At 57.2% G+C, this 17,055-nt stretch carries 17 protein-coding genes; 12 read left to right on the forward strand and 5 right to left on the reverse strand.

Going from position 1 to position 17,055, the window contains the following annotated elements:
• Positions 1–36: 36 nt before the first annotated feature.
• Both JT31_RS19455 and JT31_RS19460 read right to left on the reverse strand, forming a co-directional pair.
• Positions 37–2,103: a TonB-dependent copper receptor gene (locus tag JT31_RS19455; RefSeq protein ID WP_144244107.1), complete on the reverse strand. Its 2,067-nt coding sequence runs from the start codon at positions 2,101–2,103 to the stop codon at positions 37–39.
• Between the two features lie 110 nt (positions 2,104–2,213).
• Positions 2,214–2,654 carry a DUF2946 domain-containing protein gene (locus JT31_RS19460; RefSeq protein ID WP_038481040.1) on the reverse strand — a complete coding sequence of 147 codons (441 nt, stop codon included), beginning with the start codon at positions 2,652–2,654 and terminating at the stop codon, positions 2,214–2,216.
• A 133-nt stretch (positions 2,655–2,787) separates the two neighbouring features.
• On the opposite strand from JT31_RS19460, the gene JT31_RS19465 reads away from it, so the two are divergent.
• On the forward strand, positions 2,788–3,042 hold the full coding sequence (locus tag JT31_RS19465; protein ID WP_038481043.1) for a YkgJ family cysteine cluster protein: 255 nt from the start codon (positions 2,788–2,790) through the stop codon (positions 3,040–3,042).
• Here the strand turns inward: JT31_RS19465 and setB are convergent.
• The gene (gene setB / locus JT31_RS19470) at positions 3,039–4,223 is read right to left on the reverse strand and encodes a sugar efflux transporter SetB (RefSeq protein ID WP_038481046.1); all 1,185 of its coding nucleotides are present in this window, start codon (positions 4,221–4,223) and stop codon (positions 3,039–3,041) included. The genes JT31_RS19465 and setB overlap by 4 nt on opposite strands.
• Before the next feature lie 387 nt (positions 4,224–4,610).
• On the opposite strand from setB, the gene fruB reads away from it, so the two are divergent.
• From fruB to nadS, 5 genes are all read left to right on the forward strand, one after another.
• Positions 4,611–5,741, forward strand: a complete 1,131-nt coding sequence (fruB, locus tag JT31_RS19475) for a fused PTS fructose transporter subunit IIA/HPr protein (RefSeq protein ID WP_038481049.1) — start codon at positions 4,611–4,613, stop codon at positions 5,739–5,741.
• Positions 5,741–6,679 carry a 1-phosphofructokinase gene (fruK, locus tag JT31_RS19480; protein ID WP_038481053.1) on the forward strand — a complete coding sequence of 313 codons (939 nt, stop codon included), beginning with the start codon at positions 5,741–5,743 and terminating at the stop codon, positions 6,677–6,679. Before fruB ends, fruK begins: the two co-directional genes overlap by 1 nt.
• 16 nt (positions 6,680–6,695) lie before the next feature.
• On the forward strand, positions 6,696–8,384 hold the full coding sequence (fruA, locus tag JT31_RS19485) for a PTS fructose transporter subunit IIBC (protein ID WP_038481057.1): 1,689 nt from the start codon (positions 6,696–6,698) through the stop codon (positions 8,382–8,384).
• Between the two features lie 277 nt (positions 8,385–8,661).
• The gene (locus tag JT31_RS19490) at positions 8,662–9,009 is read left to right on the forward strand and encodes a type II toxin-antitoxin system RelE/ParE family toxin (protein ID WP_038481060.1); all 348 of its coding nucleotides are present in this window, start codon (positions 8,662–8,664) and stop codon (positions 9,007–9,009) included.
• On the forward strand, positions 8,996–9,280 hold the full coding sequence (gene nadS / locus JT31_RS19495) for a NadS family protein (RefSeq protein WP_038481063.1): 285 nt from the start codon (positions 8,996–8,998) through the stop codon (positions 9,278–9,280). Before JT31_RS19490 ends, nadS begins: the two co-directional genes overlap by 14 nt.
• Positions 9,281–9,322: 42 nt before the next feature.
• Here the strand turns inward: nadS and nfo are convergent, their stop codons facing one another.
• Together nfo and JT31_RS19505 are read right to left on the reverse strand one after the other, a co-directional pair.
• Positions 9,323–10,180, reverse strand: a complete 858-nt coding sequence (gene nfo, locus JT31_RS19500; RefSeq protein ID WP_038481066.1) for a deoxyribonuclease IV — start codon at positions 10,178–10,180, stop codon at positions 9,323–9,325.
• Positions 10,181–10,266: 86 nt separating this feature from the next.
• Complete coding sequence (locus tag JT31_RS19505) at positions 10,267–11,316, reverse strand: YeiH family putative sulfate export transporter (protein ID WP_038481069.1); 1,050 nt, start codon at positions 11,314–11,316, stop codon at positions 10,267–10,269.
• A gap of 125 nt (positions 11,317–11,441) precedes the next feature.
• Here JT31_RS19505 and yieE point away from each other — a divergent pair, with 125 nt between their 5' ends.
• The 6 genes from yieE to JT31_RS19535 all read left to right on the forward strand — a co-directional run bounded on the left by yieE (position 11,442) and on the right by JT31_RS19535 (position 16,986).
• The gene (gene yieE, locus JT31_RS19510; protein WP_038481072.1) at positions 11,442–12,308 is read left to right on the forward strand and encodes a DNA-binding transcriptional regulator YeiE; all 867 of its coding nucleotides are present in this window, start codon (positions 11,442–11,444) and stop codon (positions 12,306–12,308) included.
• Between the two features lie 184 nt (positions 12,309–12,492).
• Complete coding sequence (locus JT31_RS19515) at positions 12,493–13,278, forward strand: transporter substrate-binding domain-containing protein (protein ID WP_038483338.1); 786 nt, start codon at positions 12,493–12,495, stop codon at positions 13,276–13,278.
• A 10-nt stretch (positions 13,279–13,288) separates the two neighbouring features.
• Positions 13,289–13,957, forward strand: a complete 669-nt coding sequence (locus tag JT31_RS19520; RefSeq protein WP_038481075.1) for an amino acid ABC transporter permease — start codon at positions 13,289–13,291, stop codon at positions 13,955–13,957.
• A complete protein-coding gene (locus JT31_RS19525; RefSeq protein WP_038481078.1) occupies positions 13,954–14,610 on the forward strand; it encodes an amino acid ABC transporter permease in 657 nt (218 codons plus the stop codon). The genes JT31_RS19520 and JT31_RS19525 overlap by 4 nt, the downstream gene beginning before the upstream one ends.
• On the forward strand, positions 14,591–15,328 hold the full coding sequence (locus JT31_RS19530) for an amino acid ABC transporter ATP-binding protein (protein ID WP_038481080.1): 738 nt from the start codon (positions 14,591–14,593) through the stop codon (positions 15,326–15,328). Before JT31_RS19525 ends, JT31_RS19530 begins: the two co-directional genes overlap by 20 nt.
• A 188-nt stretch (positions 15,329–15,516) precedes the next feature.
• Entirely contained in the window at positions 15,517–16,986 is a 1,470-nt protein-coding gene (locus JT31_RS19535) for an amino acid permease (RefSeq protein WP_038481082.1), read from the forward strand.
• The last annotated feature ends 69 nt before the right edge of the window (positions 16,987–17,055 follow it).

A 17,055-nucleotide genomic window follows, 5' to 3' on the forward strand; every position in this document is an offset into this window, starting at 1 on the left:
TAAGCGTAATGGCCCCGGTGTTCGGGGCCAGGATGATTAAAACGTGACGTTCACTTTGCCCCAGACCGTCCGGCCTGGTTCATTAACCGGGGTATTGGACGAATAGCCAAAGCTGCTGTTGCCCGCCAGGTTCAGGTGCTCGCTGTAGGTTTTGTTGAACAGGTTATCGACCCCGGCGCTGAGCTTGATGGCCTTGCTAAGGCGATAGGCCGCATTGGCGGAAAAAATCGCGAAGCCGCTGCTTTTATCAAAGTCTTTCCCGACCACGTTGCCTTCGTTTAGCGCAACCCGCTGCTGGCCGCTGACCACGCGCAGCAGGCCGGTACTGCTCCAGTCTCCCTGTTCCCAGGTCAGGCCAAAGCGTGTTTCCAGCGGGGCAATTTGCGGCAGCGGTTGATGGTCGCTGGTGTTTTGCCCCCAGGCGTAGGCAAGGCTTGCGTCCGCCTTCCATGCTTCGGTCAGCGCATAGCTCATGCCCATTTCGCCGCCCATAATCGTGGCGTCAACGTTATCGGCCTGGCTCACGCGCGCGTTATCAGGGTCATAGCGGAACAGGATGAAATCATTCACCCGGCCAAGATACGCAGAAACCCAGCTATTAAAGCGCTCGCCGCTGTACTGCGCGCCAATGTCTAACTGCGTGGTTTTTTCCGTTTTCAGGTTATCGAAGACATTTTTAGAGCCATCAGGCCCGTAGGTGGGTGAAAACAGCTCCCAGTAATCCGGGAAGCGTTCGGTGTAGCCAACGCCGGCATACAGCATGACCGGGATGTCGCTGAGCGTTTGCTCATAGCGGACAAAACCTGCCGGTAATGTTTTGCTGCGCACGCTGGCGCCCACGCCCGTATCGTTATTGACGCGCGTGCGGTCGAGGCGCGCGCCGCCGATAACTTTACCGTTGGCGTCAGCATTCCAGGTTAGCTCGCTAAAGACGCCAGCGTCCTGGAAACGAGCATCTTGCTTCCATCCGGCATCCTGCTTGCTACGGTGGGTGCTTTGCTGGCCGTCGATGCCGCTACGCAGTTCGTAATCTGACCAGATCCAGGTGCCCATCATACGTCCGCCAATCGTGCGGCGATCGAGCTGCATCGCCATCGGCATATTCATGCTCATCGACGAACCCATGTCCATTGTGCCGCCCATATCCATGCCCATCGATGAGGCCATGTGCCCGCCAGACATCCCGCCGGACATTGTCCCCGGCGATCGTAGCGAGTAGTTATCCATGATGTGGTTGGCATAGTTGTAATAGACGTTGGTTTCGAACTTATTGAATACGTCGCCAATGTTCGATGCTTCAAAACGCGCGCCGAGGCTGTCTCGCCTGAACTGCGAGCCGTCCATGCTGCGACCGGCATAGCGGGCTTCGCCGTTGCCTTTCCCGGCGGTCAGCTCAAGCAGCGTGTCCTTGTCGGGCGTCCAGCCCAGTGCCACGTCGGTGTTCCATTTATCCCACTTCGAGGCCACCCGGTTACCGTTGCCGTCTTCGTAATCACCTGAATGGGATTTATTGCCGATCAGCCTTAGATAACCGTCCTCGTTGCCGAGGCTAACGTCCGCGTTGCTGTCCCAGCGCTGATTAGAGGCGGTAAGCAGGCTGGCCGTGCCCTGAATGTCCGCTTTTTCAAAGCGCGGTGGTTCCCTGTCGAAGCGCACCGTTCCCGCCGAGTTACCCGGCCCCCAAAGTACGCTCTCAGGCCCTTTAATCAGCGTCAGAAGATCAAAGCTTTCGGGCGAAATATAAGAGCCTGGGGCGTCCATTCTGGCCGGACAGGCGCCCGGCATTTCACCATTGTTGGTCAGAATACGCAGGCGAGAGCCGAACATACCGCGAAATACCGGGTCGCCGTTGGTGCCGCCGTTGCGGATTTGCGAGAAACCTGGAATCGTCTTCAGATAGTCAGACCCGTCGCTTGCCGGAACTGGCTGGCGCGGCGTTTTTGGAGACGTCACAACCTCCAGCGGCGATGACGCCGGAGAGGTGACTATCATCACGGAGTCGTCCTGCATATCCATAGCTTCATGCGCTCCCGCCGCGATGGCCGCAGGAGAGGAGATAGCCAGCAGTATCAGCGATACCAGCGGCTTTAAATGCGTTTTCATCATTGCCTTACTGTCCTTCAGGCGTAACGTCGCCGCTCTTGATTAAAAGAGCGCGCATGAGACAACGCTTCAACGTTGCCGCCAGCGTTACGCAGTTAATTATTAGAGTGTTATGCGAAGCAAAAGGCAGCAGAGGGCGGGGCACGGGCCGGATGAGGTGACCAGGGGCGAGATAGCGTGGCGCAGCACAGGGCGAGCACCGGCGTTCGGCGCACGCCAGTCAGCAGCAACAGCAGTAAAACCGTGAGGCAGAACTGAATAAAAGGCAGGTGGATCAGCAGCTGGCAGTATCCGCAGGCGATCTCTTCCCCGGGCGACATCCCAGGGCCGGACATCAGCATATTGTGCGGCATTGAAGCTTGAGGGCACGGCTCGGGCATGGGCATGTGATGGTCCATGTCAGACATGTCCATTGTCATCATCATGCTGCTGTGTTCGCAGGCTGAATGGTGCATCAGCGATTTTGAAATAACCGGTGCAATAAACAGCATGGCAACGGCAAGCAGCGCCAGCCAGCAGGCTGTTCGGTGAAAGTGATTGCGCCGTGACAAAACGTTACCGATCCGTAGTCGTTGTGGCGCAAGTGTATCCTGGAAGGAGGAATGATGTTAAATGAATTGTTAGATTGACGCAGGCACCGGGTCTGTTATTGTCACGCACCCTCTGACGCTGGCGGAAAAATAAATGGAGTGTCGTCCTGACTGCGGCGCCTGCTGTACCGCGCCTTCAATATCAACGCCGATCCCCGGTATGCCGGAGGGGAAGCCCGCCAACACGCCCTGCGTTCAGCTGGACGAGCGCCTGCGTTGCAAACTGTTCGGTTCGCCTTTACGGCCTAAAGTTTGCGGCGGCCTCCAGCCTGCAAGGGAGATGTGCGGCACCTCTCGCCAGCAGGCAATGGCGTATCTGATTCACCTTGAAGCCGCCACGGCACCTTAAATATCTTTGATCCGTGCCATGCAATAAACGCTGATGGCTATCATCCCCAGCGCGATGAAGAAAACGCTGTGGTAGTTCCAGATCTCCGCCACAACCCCGGCAAGTGAGCCAGCAATAATCCAGCCCACGCGGGTGGTGTTGGTATACAGCGTGGTAGCCGCTCCTGCCTGCCCTGGCATGAGGTCCTGAAAATAGATCATGCCGATCCCGGCCAGAATCCCGATAAAGATGGCGTTTAACAGCTGCAGCCCAAGCAGCATATATTCGTTAGTCAGCGCCACCATCCCAATATAGAACAGCAACCCTGCCGCGACGGCGAAGCGCATCAGGAAGCGTTTACCGAAGCGTTTTGCGTAGTAGCCCGCAATCAACATGGTCGGAATTTCCAGCCCGGCGGCGGTGCCCATCATTATCCCGGCGAGCTTCTCCGGCAGATGTAACTCATTGATGATATAGAGCGGCATATTAATGATGTACAGGCTGTTGCAACCCCACATCATGGTACAGGCGGCAAACAGCAGCAGGGCATCGCGGCGGTTACGGCGCGGCGACTCCAGCGTGACCGTCGTTTTTACCGCAGGTTCTTTGCGCATGGACGGCAAAAATAGCCAGACCATAGCGCCGCAAATGACAAAGGCAAATGCGGCGCTCAGGTACATCGCTTTGAAGCCAAATCCCATCGCCAGCGCGTAGGCAATCGGCGGTCCAATGACCCAGGCAAGAGAAACCTGCGCCCGCAGGATAGAGCTGAACATCACCGCTTCGCGCCCGGTATGGTCGGCATGCTCGCGGGCTAGCGCAAACATCTGCGGGTTGGCCGTGGAGCCGAAGCTGCTGAGAAACACCCCGACGAACAGCAAAATGAAGTAGTTACGATTCCAGGCGAACAGAATGCAGCCCAGCGCGCCGAGCAGGCAGCAGGCAAAAATCAGCGTTTTGCGGTCACCTTTACGGTCAGAGCGCCCGGCTAAAAACTGGCTCACCAAAATACCTATCACCGCGCTGCCGGTGAAGAAAAAGCCGACCAGCGCGGGGCGAACGTGGACTTCATCGGTCAAAAACAGGCTTAGCGTCGGCGTTTGTAGTGCGCCGGCGATGCCGGTCAAAAATGCCACAATCAAAAAGGCGCTTGAGGTGAAATCCAAGGGCTTGCGGGCTGCGGTAACGGGAGCGTTTTGCATGCTAATCGGTGACAGGAAAAAGAATGCGCGGAGTTTACGCCCGTTACCTTGAAATAAACAGATTTACCCGCCCGCTCTGCGAGACCGCCAGCACAAATCATCCACAGCGGTAGAACCCCGGCCAGGGCACGCCTGGAGTAGCTGAAGTTTGCTGATGCTGGCCGGAAATAGCCTGCCCAGGCGCTGAACTTACCGTCTGCTAAACTGAAAATGTGCTGAAGCTCTAAATTTCGCAAACAGAAATGCGAGAAATGTTGCGTGGAATGCAGCATTAGCGCAACACTCCTTGAAACGTTTCAGCGTCATCTTTTTGCATCCCGCAGCTCGAGATGGCGCATTTTTTCTCAACCAAGCTGAATCGTTTCAATTCGGCGAGAGAGGAGATCTATGTTCCAGTTATCTGTGCAGGATATTCACCCGGGCGAGTCAGCCGGGAGCAAAGAAGAGGCTATCCGCCAGGTTGCCGCTGCCCTTGTGCAGGCAGGCAACGTCGGCGAAGGCTATGTCAACGGCATGCTGGCGCGTGAGCAGCAGACGACAACCTATTTAGGCAACGGGATTGCCATCCCGCACGGCACCACCGACACGCGTGGCCTGGTGCTGAAAACCGGCGTTCAGGTTTTCCAGTTCCCGCAGGGCGTGGAGTGGGGCGAGGGCCAGACCGCCTATGTGGCGATCGGCATTGCCGCCAGCTCTGACGAGCACCTCGGGCTGCTGCGTCAGCTGACCCACGTGCTGAGCGACGACGACGTGGCTGAACAGCTGAAGTCCGCAGCCAGCGCGGAAGAACTCCGTGCGCTGCTGATGGGCGAGAAACAAACTACCGCGCTGCTGCTGGATAACAGCCTGCTGGCGCTGAACGTCGACGCCAGCGACCTGATGACCCTCCAGGCGTTGAACGCCGGTCGCCTCAAGCAGGCGGGCGCGGTCGACGCGGCTTTCGTCAGCAACGTTATTGCCGGTAACCCGCTGTATCTCGGGCAGGGCATCTGGCTGAACGACAGCGCGGCAGGCAATCTGGCCAGCGCCGTCGCGGTTAGCCGCCCGGCCGCAGGCTTTGAAGCGAACGGAAACCCGGTGAATTTGCTGCTGACCGTCGCCGTTGCAGACGAGCAGCCGCTGCAGGTGCTGAACCGCCTGAGCGACATGCTGATTGGCAACCGTGCCGACAAACTGTTAAGCGCGGATGCACCGGCATTGCTGACGCTGCTGACCAGCGGCGATGCTCCGGCAGAAGAGGCACTGAGCGCTGAGTTCACCGTGCGAAATGAACATGGCCTGCACGCCCGTCCGGGTACGGCTCTGGTCAACACCATAAAACAATTCAATAGCGAAATTACCGTGACAAACCTTGATGGAACCGGCAAGCCGGCAAATGGACGTAGCCTGATGAAAGTTGTGGCGCTGGGTGTGAAAAAAGGCCATCGCCTGCGCTTCACCGCGCAGGGTGAAGATGCTGAACTGGCGCTGAAGGCGATTGGCGATGCCATCGCTGCAGGCCTTGGGGAGGGCGCGTAATGACCAGACGTGTAGCGACTATCACCCTCAACCCGGCCTATGACTTAGTGGGCTTCTGCCCTGAAATCGAGCGCGGTGAAGTCAACCTGGTTCGGACTACCGGCCTGCATGCCGCTGGCAAAGGCATTAACGTGGCCAAAGTGCTGAAAGATCTTGGCATCGACGTCACCGTGGGCGGCTTCCTGGGCAAAGATAATCAGGATGGTTTCCAGCAGCTCTTCAGCGAACTGGGCATAGCGAACCGTTTCCAGGTCGTACAGGGCCGCACCCGCATTAACGTCAAGCTGACCGAAAAAGACGGCGAAGTGACCGACCTTAACTTCTCCGGTTTTGAAGTGACCGGTGCTGACTGGGAGCGCTTCGTTGCCGACTCCCTGAGCTGGCTGGGCCAGTTCGACATGGTCTGCGTCAGCGGCAGCCTGCCTGCGGGCGTTACTCCGGAAGCGTTCACCGACTGGATGACCCGCCTGCGCAGCCAGTGCCCTTGCATTATTTTCGACAGCAGTCGTGAAGCATTAGTTGCAGGCCTGAAAGCCGCGCCATGGCTGGTGAAGCCTAACCGCCGCGAGCTGGAGATTTGGGCCGGGCGCAAACTGCCTGAACTGAAAGACGTGATTGAGGCGGCGCATGCTTTGCGTGAGCAGGGGATTGCGCATGTGGTGATTTCTCTCGGCGCTGAAGGTGCGCTGTGGGTTAACGCCTCGGGTGAATGGATTGCCAAACCACCGACTTGTGAAGTTGTTAGTACCGTTGGCGCAGGGGATTCGATGGTCGGCGGCCTGATTTATGGCCTGCTGATGCGTGAGTCCAGTGAACACACGCTGCGCCTTGCTACCGCCGTTGCGGCCCTGGCCGTCAGCCAGAGCAACGTAGGCATTACCGATCGTACACAGCTGGCCGCTATGATGGCTCGTGTCGACCTGAAACCTTTCCACTGACAGCAGGAGACAGGCAATGAAAACGCTGTTAATTATTGAGCCGGGACTGGGGCAGGCGCGCGCGTATCTCGCGAAGACGCTGCTCGGTGCCGCCGCGCCAAAAGCGCATCTCGACATCATTGATAACCCGAACGACGCCGAACTGGCGATTGTTGTCGGCACCGCCATTCCGGCTGATACCTCGCTGAACGGCAAAAAGGTGTTCCTCGGCGATATCGACAGAGCCGTTCAGCATCCTGAGCTGTTCCTGAGTGAAGCAAAAGGTAAGGCACAGACGTACACGGCACCGGTAGTAGCCGCATCCGTAGCTACAAAAGGGCCAAAGCGTATTGTCGCCGTCACCGCCTGCCCAACCGGCGTGGCGCACACCTTTATGGCAGCCGAAGCGATTGAAACGGAAGCGAAAAAGCGCGGCTGGTGGGTGAAGGTTGAAACCCGTGGCTCCGTGGGCGCAGGTAACGCGATTACGCCTGAAGAAGTCGCCGAGGCTGACCTGGTGATTGTGGCGGCCGATATTGAAGTCGACCTTGCAAAATTTGCCGGCAAGCCGATGTACCGCACCTCTACCGGCCTGGCGCTGAAGAAAACCGCCCAGGAGCTGGATAAAGCTCTGGTCGAAGCCAAACCTTACGAAGCGGCAGGTAAACCAAGCTCTGCTCAGGAATCCGGTAAAAAAGAAAGTGCCGGAGCGTATCGTCACCTGCTGACCGGAGTTTCTTACATGCTGCCGATGGTGGTGGCGGGCGGTCTTTGTATCGCACTCTCCTTCGCCTTCGGGATCCAGGCCTTTAAGGAACACGGCACGCTTGCCGCTGCGCTGATGCAGATTGGCGGCGGTTCCGCGTTCGCTCTGATGGTACCGGTGCTGGCGGGTTACATAGCCTTTTCTATTGCCGACCGTCCGGGCCTGACGCCGGGTCTTATCGGCGGCATGCTGGCAGTTAGCACCGGCTCAGGCTTTATCGGCGGCATCATCGCCGGTTTCCTGGCGGGCTATATCGCGAAGTTGATTAGCTCTAAGCTGAAGCTGCCGCCAAGCATGGAAGCGCTGAAGCCGATTCTGATCATTCCGCTGTTCTCAAGCCTGGTTGTTGGCCTGGCGATGATCTACCTGATCGGGACGCCGGTGGCTAAAATCCTGGCGGGCCTGACCCACTGGCTGCAAACCATGGGCACCGCGAACGCGGTTCTGCTGGGTGCTATTCTGGGCGGGATGATGTGTACCGACATGGGCGGCCCGGTGAACAAAGCGGCATACGCTTTTGGGGTTGGCCTGCTCAGTACTCAGACCTATGCGCCAATGGCGGCGATTATGGCCGCAGGTATGGTGCCACCTCTGGCGCTGGGCCTGGCCACGCTGGTTGCTCGCCGTAAGTTTGATAAGGCGCAGCAGGAAGGGGGCAAGGCGGCGCTGGTACTGGGGCTGTGCTTCATTACCGAAGGGGCGATTCCGTTTGCCGCTCGTGACCCGATGCGCGTTCTGCCTTGCTGTATCATCGGCGGCGCGCTGACGGGGGCGCTGTCCATGGCGGTTGGCGCGAAGCTGATGGCACCGCACGGTGGCCTGTTTGTGCTGCTAATCCCTGGCGCGATTACCCCGGTGCTGGGTTACCTGCTGGCGATTATTGCCGGTACGCTGGTGGCTGGCCTGTCCTACGCCTTCCTCAAGCGTCCTGAAACGGAGCTGGCGGCGAAAGCGGCTTAATCTCCAATTCAACGTCTGCCTTCTTTCTGTTGAAGGCAGACGTTTCTCTTCTGCCTTTATTTTTCATTCCCTGCAATCCCTTAAATGCCTTTCGGGATCTCTCCCACATGACTGAAAACTCTCCAACTCGTTACAGCCCTTTACTAAGCCCTTTGCACAATCCTGATATTTCAACCTTGTTTCCTGCCGGCTAAAAACGAATATTTTGGCAAGGCAAACAATATAGGTGTACTATGTACTCGGTGGTGTACTTAGTACCCTCAAGGATGGGGGCACGATGACTCACGCTATTACTTTTATTGAGACGACGTTATTCACTCGCCAGATTAAACAGCTCGCGACGGATGACGAACTTAGCGCGTTGCAAAAAGAATTAATTGGATCGCCGGAGAAAGGTGACCTGATACAGAAAACCGGGGGATTACGGAAGATCAGGATGGCAACCGGCGTTCGGGGGAAAAGCGGAGGTGCCAGGGTTGTTTATTTTTTGGCAACGGCGGAGGTGATTTGGCTGATTATGGCCTGGCCGAAGAATATAAAAGAAGACCTGACGGCCGCGGAAAAAACTGAACTCAGAAAACTGACGACATTATTGAAAGGTAAAATAGAGCATGAGTTTTTTTAATGACCTTAAATCCTCGCTTGAAGAGGCGGTAGAGATTAAAAATGGCGCGAAGGCACCTGCAATGGTGGTTCGCTATGACGTGGCGGATGTCCGGGCGATCAGAGAGCAGCTGAATGTTTCACAAAGTGAAATGGCAAAGGCGTTAGGCACCAGCGTTGACACCATCAAAAGCTGGGAATTAAAGCGCCGGAACCCCACTGGCCTCGCAGCAAAAGTGCTGGCGACGATTCAGGCCAACCCGGCATTTTACTATGAGCTGGCAGCACGCTGAGCGTTGCTGCCAGCTAAGATCCAGGCGGAATACGCTCAACAACTAAGCCGTGGCTTCTTCGTGCTGCTGCGCCTTAAGCCAGGCGATTTCTTCCGCCCAGATATCCGGATTAGTGGTTTCCAGAATTAACGGGATGCCTTCGAAACGTGCATCGCGCATGATCCAGCTGAACGGCGTGTGGCCGATGTTGCCGAGGCCCAGGCTGTTATGGCGGTCAACGCGGCTGCCAAATTCACTTTTGGCATCGTTAAGGTGCATGCCGCGAAGGTATTTAAAGCCAACAATGCGCTCGAACTCGCTAAAGGTATTTTCACAGTCTTCTTCGGTACGCAGATCGTAACCGGCGGCAAAAGCGTGGCAGGTGTCGATGCAGACGCCAACGCGGGACTTGTCTTCCACGCCGTCAATGATGGCGGCGAGATGTTCAAAGCGGAAACCGAGGTTGCTGCCCTGGCCTGCGGTGTTTTCAATAACGGCGGTCACGCCCTCGGATTTTTCCAGCGCAATGTTGATCGACTCTGCGATACGCTTCAGGCATTCCTCTTCCGGAATTTGCTTCAGGTGGCTGCCCGGATGGAAATTCAGCAGCGTCAGCCCCAGGTCCTGACAGCGAACCATCTCGTCGATAAACGCCTCGCGGGATTTCTCCAGCGCCTCTTCAACCGGATGGCCGAGGTTAATCAGGTAGCTGTCGTGAGGGAGAATTTGGCCCGGACCGTAGTGATATTTTTCGCAGGCGCTTTTAAAGCTGTCGATAATTTCGCTGGTCAGCGGCGCGGCGCGCCACTGGCGTTGATTCTTGGTGAACAGGGCAAAAGCGGTGGCTTCCAGTTCGTGGGCGCGGATGGCGGCATTTTCCAGGCCGCCCGAGGCGCTAACGTGCGCTCCAATAAACTTCATCTGTCTTCTCCTGTTTCTTGACGGGCAAAACCCGCTATCTGTAATCCGTCATGATAGCGGGTCAGGAGGCTTTTTTCCGTATTGAATTATGCGATCAGGTGGTGAATCGCCAGGTTAATGCCCGCACCGCCGACAATCAGCCAGATGAACAGCACCAGCGCCATCAGCAGCGGGCGCACGCCGGCTTTTTTCAGCGCGCTAACGTGGGTCGTCAGGCCGAGTGCGGCCATCGCCACCGCCAGCAGGACGGTATCCAGCGTGACAAGTAGATTAACCACGGCCTGCGGCAAGAAGTGGAAGGAGTTGAAAATCGCCACCACGATAAACAGTATCGCAAACCATGGAATAGTGATTTTGCTCGTCTGCGCGCTGCCAGCCGGTGCCAAAGACTTAACGCGGGCGGCCAGGAAAATCAGGAACGGCGCAAGCATCATCACGCGCAGCATTTTGGCAATCACCGCCGCGTTTTCCGTTTCAGGGCTAATCGCATGGCCTGCCGCTACAACCTGAGCGACCTCATGCATCGTCGAGCCGGTGTAGATCCCGAAGGTTTCCGGCGTAAACCACTGGCTGACGAACGGGTAAATCATCGGGTAGATAAAGATAGCCAGGGTCCCGAAGATAACCACGGTTGCCACCGCCACGGTGACTTTGCTGGCCTCGGCTTTGACCACGGGCTCGGTGGCAAGCACCGCCGCCGCACCGCAAATGCTGCTGCCCGCGCCAATCAGCCAGCTGGTTTGTTTATCCAGCCCGAAGACTTTTTGGCCGAGCCAGCAGGCGAGGGCGAAGGTGCTGCACAGCGTCAGCACGTCAATCAGCAGGCCACTTACGCCGACGTCGGCAATTTGCGAAAACGTCAGGCGGAAGCCATAAAGAATAATGCCGAGGCGCAGCAGATGCTGTTTGGCGAACAGCACGCCGCCGTCGCATTGCTGCCAGATTTTTGGGTAAACGGTGTTACCGACAATCATGCCGCAAAGGATGGCAAGCGTCAGGGCGCTAAGGCCAACTCCGGCCACCGCAGGGATATTGCCGAGCCATAACGCCAGTCCGGTAATGGCGGCGGAAAGCGCCAGCCCCGGTAAAAAGTGCCACAGCGTGTGGCGGTGAGCTTGTACTGTGAGTGCAGTCATAACCTTCTCCTTTGTCATGGCAAAAAGGCTACGCCTCGCTGGCATAAAAATAAAATTGATTATATATTTATAATTAATCTTTATAAGTGGTAAGCAACTCGCTGCCACCACAGGAAAGCCCTCTTATGCATATCACGCTGCGGCAACTTGAAGTGTTTGCTGAAGTCCTTAAAAGCGGCTCGACCACCCAGGCATCCCAGATGCTATCCCTGTCCCAGTCGGCGGTAAGCGCCGCCCTGGCCGACCTGGAAGGGCAGCTTGGGGTTCAGCTTTTCGACAGGGTCGGGAAGCGGCTGGTCGTCAACGAGCACGGCAGGCTGCTCTATCCGCGTGTGGTGGGGCTGCTGGAGCAGGCGGGTGAAATAGAACAGCTGTTTCGCGAGGATAACGGCGCGATTCGTGTTTATGCCAGCAGCACCATTGGCAACTACATTCTGCCGGAGATGATTGCCCGCTACCGGCGCGACTTTCCGAAGCTGCCGCTCGAGCTTAGCGTCGGCAACAGTCAGGACGTGATTAACGCAGTGGCGGATTTTCGTGTCGATATCGGCCTGATAGAAGGCCCGTGCCACATGGCGGAGCTGGTCACTGAACCCTGGCTGGAAGATGAGCTGGTGGTCTTTGCTTCGCCGGGGAACCCGCTGGTACATCAGCCGGTCACGCTTGAAAACCTGGCAAAACAGCCGTGGATCCTGCGTGAGCGTGGCTCAGGCACCCGTGAGATTGTCGACTATTTATTGCTGTCGCACCTGCCGAAGTTCCAGCTGGGCATGGAGCTGGGCAATTCCGAGGCGATCAAGCATGCGGTGCGCCACGGCCTGGGCATCAGTTGCCTGTCCCGCCGCGTCATTGCCGAGCAGCTGGAAAGCGGCTCGCTGGTGGAGGTTGTCGTCCCGCTCCCTCGCCTGGTGCGCACGCTGTACCGCATCCACCACCGCCAGAAGCACATCTCCAACGCGCTGCTTCGCTTCCTGCGCTACTGCGAAGCATAATGCACCAAAATCTTGCAGCTGCACCTGATTGGGGTGTAGCTGCGAGGCAGCTATCCTCTTGTTAACCTTCCTTTCACCGTGATACCGCCACAATCTTCGCGATCCCTCTTCATTGGCACATTAGTTGCAGAATTGAATTCAAAGAATCTTTTGTTTCAATCAGGCGACGAGGCTGCACATGACGATGAAAAAATGGTTGTTCTCTTTAGTTGGCGCGACGGTTCTGCTGGCTCAGGCCGGGGCGGTAATGGCCGACCAGCTGCAGGATATTGAAAAGCGCGGCGTGCTGCGCGTGGCGGTCCCGCAGGATTTCCCGCCTTTTGGTTCGGTGAATGCTGACCTGAAGCCGCAGGGTTACGACATCGATATGGCGGCCTACCTGGCGAAGGGGCTGAAAGTCAAACTGCAGCTGGTGCCGGTGACCAGCGCGAACCGCGTCCCGTACCTGCAAACGGACAAGGTTGACCTGGTGATTTCCAGCCTCGGCAAAAACGCCGAACGTGAAAAGGTCATCGATTTTAGCCGCGCCTATGCCCCGTTCTTCCTGGGCGTATTTGGGCCGAAAGATGCCACGGTAGCCGATGCTAAAGCGCTCAGCGGGAAAACCATCGGCGTGACCCGTGGCGCAGTAGAAGACATGGTATTAACCGATCTCGCGCCGAAAGACGCCGACGTGAAGCGCTACGAAGACAACAACACCACGATTTCTGCTTACCTTTCCGGCCAGGTGCAGTACATCGCCACCGGCAACCTGGTCGTGGCGGCAATTGCCCGCCAGAGCCCAAGCAAAGCCCCGGTCAGCCAGTTTATGCTCAAAGACTCGCCTTGCTACATCGGGCTGAAAAAGAACGAGCCTGCCCTGAAAGCGAAGGTAGATGAGCTGATTGGTGACGCGCTGAAGGACAACACTCTGAACGCCCTGTCGCAGAAATGGATGCAGGCGCCGCTGCCTGCCAACCTCGGCGCCTGAGGAGCCGGGAATGACCACGCAACTTGATTTTGCCGGTCTGCTGCCCTACTGGCCGGCGCTACTTGCCGGCCTGTGGGTGACGCTGGGGCTCACCGTTATGGCGACCGTGGGTGGCGTTGCCATCGGCATTACCGGGGCGGCCATTCGCAGCGGCAAACCGGGGCTGTTAAGCCTCGTGTGGGGCGGCTATGTGGAGCTGATCCGCAACACGCCGTTTGTGGTGCAGCTGTTCTTCATTGTCTTTGGGCTACCGGCGCTGGGGCTAAAGCTCAACGCCGGGGAAGCGGCACTTATCGCGATGCTGATTAATCTTGGGGCTTACAGCACCGAAATTATCCGGGCGGGCATTCAGGTGACGCCGAAAGGGCAGTGGGAAGCGGCTCGCGTGCTGGGGTTAAGCCGCAGCCAGACGTTTTTACGCGTGGTGTTGCCGCCGTCGCTGAAGCGCATTTATCCGTCGCTGGTTAGCCAGTGCATTATCGTGATGCTGGGGTCTTCCGTGGTGTCGCAGGTTTCCTGCGAAGACCTGACGTTTGCCGCCAGCCTTATTCAGTCACGCACCTTCCTGAGCTTTGAGGTCTACCTGGTGACGACCTTAATGTATCTGGTGCTGTCGTTAATTATGCGCCAGCTGCTGCTGGCGGCGGGGCGAAAATGGTTGGGGAGTGATGTCGGATGATGACGTTTACCGACTGGGATATCGTGCGCAACCTGCTGCTGGCGGCCCGCTGGACGGTGCTGCTGTCGCTGATTGCTTTTTTCTTCGGCACGCTGGTGACCTTGCCGTTGCTGCTGCTGCGCATGAGCCGCTGGACGTGGCCAAAGCGCTTCATTAGCGCCTATGTTGCGCTGTTTCAGGGCACGCCGCTGCTGATGCAGCTGTTCCTCGCATTCTTCGGTATCGCGCTGTTCGGGATCGACGTGAGCGCCTGGACGGCGGCGACGCTTGCCCTGACGCTGTTTACCAGCGCATTTTTGCTGGATATCTGGTACGGCAGCATTCGTGCGTTGCCCAAAGGCCAATGGGAAGCCTGTCGTTGCCTCGGTTTGAGCTTCGGGCAGACGCTGTTCCGGGTAATAGCCCCGCAGGCAATGCGCATCGCCGTTGCGCCGACGGTCGGGTTTTCGGTGCAGGTGATTAAGGGCACCGCGCTGGCCTCGATTATTGGTTTTGTCGAGCTGACCAAAGCCGGCACCATGCTGAATAACGTGACGTTTGAGCCGTTTAAAGTGTTTGCCCTGGTGGCGCTCGGCTATTTCTTACTTTGCTATCCGCTGTCGCGCTACAGCCGCTATCTGGAGAAAAAATTCCATGCCGCTCATCACCATTAATGACGTACAAAAATATTACGGCGACAACCACGTGCTGAAGGGCGTCAGCCTTGATATCGACATGGGCGAAGTGGTGTCGATCATCGGCCGCAGCGGCTCCGGTAAAAGTACGTTGCTGCGCTGCATGAACGGGCTTGAAGGTTACCAGGACGGCAGCATCAAGCTCGGTGGGATGACTATCACCGACCGTGAATCTCAGGCGCGTGAAATCAGCCGTTCCGTGGGGATGGTGTTCCAGAGCTTTAACCTGTTCCCGCACATGACCGCGCTGGAAAACGTGATGCTGGCACCGCGCAGGGTCCTGAATAAGAGCGCTGCCGAATGCCGTGAGCTGGCGCTGGAAATGCTCAACAAAGTCGGCCTGGGCGAACGCGTGGATTACTATCCGGCCAACCTTTCCGGCGGCCAGCAGCAGCGCGTGGCCATTGCGCGGGCGCTGGCGATGAACCCCAAAGTGCTGCTGTGCGATGAAATTACCTCGGCGCTCGACCCGGAGCTGGTGGGCGAAGTGCTTAAAGTTCTGGAGCAGTTGGCGGCAGAAGGCATGACGCTGATTCTGGTGACTCATGAAATGAACTTTGCCCGGGAGGTCGGCGACCGCGTGGTGTTTATGCACCAGGGGAAAGTGTGGGAGCAGGGTGAGAGCAAGTCGTTTTTTGCTCATCCTCGTACTCAGGAACTGCAGCAGTTTATCTCCTCCGTACGCGGGCTAGGTTAATCTTTGACCGCCGGTCGGCTGAATGCGCCGGCGGTTTTTAATTCCCCTCAACTTATCGGCCTGATTAGCGACTTGCTAATAATTGCCGGGCGATCATGAAGCTCTCTTATAACCCGGGATTTCTGCTATCTGAATAAAGACGTTTTGTTACAATCTTGCCTCATTTTTTGGACAGGCAACAATTTCCTATGGTTTCACAAGATAAAACGACAGAAGCGCCTGGCTTACGCCGCGAATTAAAGGCGCGCCACCTGACGATGATCGCCATTGGCGGCTCCATCGGTACGGGGCTTTTCGTTGCCTCTGGGGCGACAATTTCTCAGGCGGGGCCGGGCGGCGCGCTGCTCTCTTATATGCTGATTGGCCTGATGGTGTACTTCCTGATGACCAGCCTGGGCGAACTGGCGGCGTTTATGCCGGTCTCTGGTTCCTTCGCGACCTACGGTCAGAAATATGTAGAAGACGGCTTTGGCTTCGCGCTCGGCTGGAACTACTGGTACAACTGGGCGGTAACCATCGCCGTTGACCTCGTCGCCTCGCAGCTGGTGATGAATTACTGGTTCCCGGACACCCCAGGCTGGATCTGGAGTGCGCTGTTCCTCGGCATCATGTTCCTGCTGAACTGGATCTCCGTGAAAGGCTTTGGCGAAGCGGAATACTGGTTCTCGCTGATAAAAGTGACCACCGTCATCATCTTCATCATTGTGGGTGTGATGATGATCGTGGGTATTTTCAAAGGGGCACAGCCGGTAGGCTGGAGCAACTGGACAACCGGCGACGCGCCGTTTGCCGGGGGTTTTGCCGCAATGATCGGCGTAGCGATGATCGTAGGCTTTTCTTTCCAGGGCACCGAGCTTATCGGGATTGCCGCCGGTGAGTCCGCGGACCCGGAGAAAAACATTCCTCGCGCCGTGCGTCAGGTGTTCTGGCGAATCCTGTTGTTCTATGTGTTTGCGATCCTGATTGTCAGCCTGATCATTCCTTATACTGACCCAAGCCTGCTGCGCAACGACGTGAAAGACATCAGCGTCAGCCCGTTCACCCTGGTGTTCCAGCACGCGGGCCTGCTCTCTGCGGCGGCGGTCATGAACGCCGTTATTCTGACGGCGGTGCTGTCGGCGGGTAACTCCGGGATGTACGCTTCCACACGTATGCTTTACACCCTGGCCTGCGACGGCAAGGCGCCGCGTATTTTCGCGAAGCTGTCTAAAGGCGGCGTGCCGCGTAACGCGCTGTACGCTACCACCGTTATCGCCGGGCTGTGCTTCCTGACGTCTATGTTCGGCAACCAGACCGTTTACCTGTGGCTGCTGAATACCTCCGGGATGACCGGCTTTATCGCCTGGTTGGGGATTGCCATCAGCCACTATCGCTTCCGTCGCGGTTACGTGCTGCAGGGCAACGACATTAACGACCTGCCGTACCGTTCGGGCTTCTTCCCGATTGGGCCGATCTTCGCCTTTGTGCTGTGCCTTGTCATCACGCTGGGCCAGAACTACGAAGCGTTCCTGTCTGACACCATCGACTGGGGCGGCGTCGCGGCAACCTATATCGGTATTCCGCTGTTCCTGGCTATCTGGTTCGGCTACAAGATAACGAAAGGCAGCCGCTTTGTGCGCTACAGCGAAATGGAATTCCCGAAATTCCGTGAGAAATAAGTCAAAGTAACAATAAGTTACTCTTTAGAGGGCGTGATTATCACGCCCTTTTTCTATTCTGCTGGCAAT

The organism is Cedecea neteri (assembly GCF_000757825.1).
Lineage (GTDB): Bacteria > Pseudomonadota > Gammaproteobacteria > Enterobacterales > Enterobacteriaceae > Cedecea > Cedecea selenatireducens.

What these genes read in the sequence shown, in the direction of transcription:
- JT31_RS19455 (WP_144244107.1), bottom strand. Translation starts at nt 2,103, where the DNA reads ATGAAAACGCATTTAAAGCCGCTGGTATCGCTGATACTGCTGGCTATC.
- JT31_RS19465 (WP_038481043.1), top strand. Translation starts at nt 2,788, where the DNA reads ATGGAGTGTCGTCCTGACTGCGGCGCCTGCTGTACCGCGCCTTCAATA.
- setB (WP_038481046.1), bottom strand. Translation starts at nt 4,223, where the DNA reads ATGCAAAACGCTCCCGTTACCGCAGCCCGCAAGCCCTTGGATTTCACC.
- fruB (WP_038481049.1), top strand. Translation starts at nt 4,611, where the DNA reads ATGTTCCAGTTATCTGTGCAGGATATTCACCCGGGCGAGTCAGCCGGG.
- fruK (WP_038481053.1), top strand. Translation starts at nt 5,741, where the DNA reads ATGACCAGACGTGTAGCGACTATCACCCTCAACCCGGCCTATGACTTA.
- fruA (WP_038481057.1), top strand. Translation starts at nt 6,696, where the DNA reads ATGAAAACGCTGTTAATTATTGAGCCGGGACTGGGGCAGGCGCGCGCG.
- JT31_RS19490 (WP_038481060.1), top strand. Translation starts at nt 8,662, where the DNA reads ATGACTCACGCTATTACTTTTATTGAGACGACGTTATTCACTCGCCAG.
- nadS (WP_038481063.1), top strand. Translation starts at nt 8,996, where the DNA reads ATGAGTTTTTTTAATGACCTTAAATCCTCGCTTGAAGAGGCGGTAGAG.
- nfo (WP_038481066.1), bottom strand. Translation starts at nt 10,180, where the DNA reads ATGAAGTTTATTGGAGCGCACGTTAGCGCCTCGGGCGGCCTGGAAAAT.
- JT31_RS19505 (WP_038481069.1), bottom strand. Translation starts at nt 11,316, where the DNA reads ATGACTGCACTCACAGTACAAGCTCACCGCCACACGCTGTGGCACTTT.
- yieE (WP_038481072.1), top strand. Translation starts at nt 11,442, where the DNA reads ATGCATATCACGCTGCGGCAACTTGAAGTGTTTGCTGAAGTCCTTAAA.
- JT31_RS19515 (WP_038483338.1), top strand. Translation starts at nt 12,493, where the DNA reads ATGAAAAAATGGTTGTTCTCTTTAGTTGGCGCGACGGTTCTGCTGGCT.
- JT31_RS19520 (WP_038481075.1), top strand. Translation starts at nt 13,289, where the DNA reads ATGACCACGCAACTTGATTTTGCCGGTCTGCTGCCCTACTGGCCGGCG.
- JT31_RS19525 (WP_038481078.1), top strand. Translation starts at nt 13,954, where the DNA reads ATGATGACGTTTACCGACTGGGATATCGTGCGCAACCTGCTGCTGGCG.
- JT31_RS19530 (WP_038481080.1), top strand. Translation starts at nt 14,591, where the DNA reads ATGCCGCTCATCACCATTAATGACGTACAAAAATATTACGGCGACAAC.
- JT31_RS19535 (WP_038481082.1), top strand. Translation starts at nt 15,517, where the DNA reads ATGGTTTCACAAGATAAAACGACAGAAGCGCCTGGCTTACGCCGCGAA.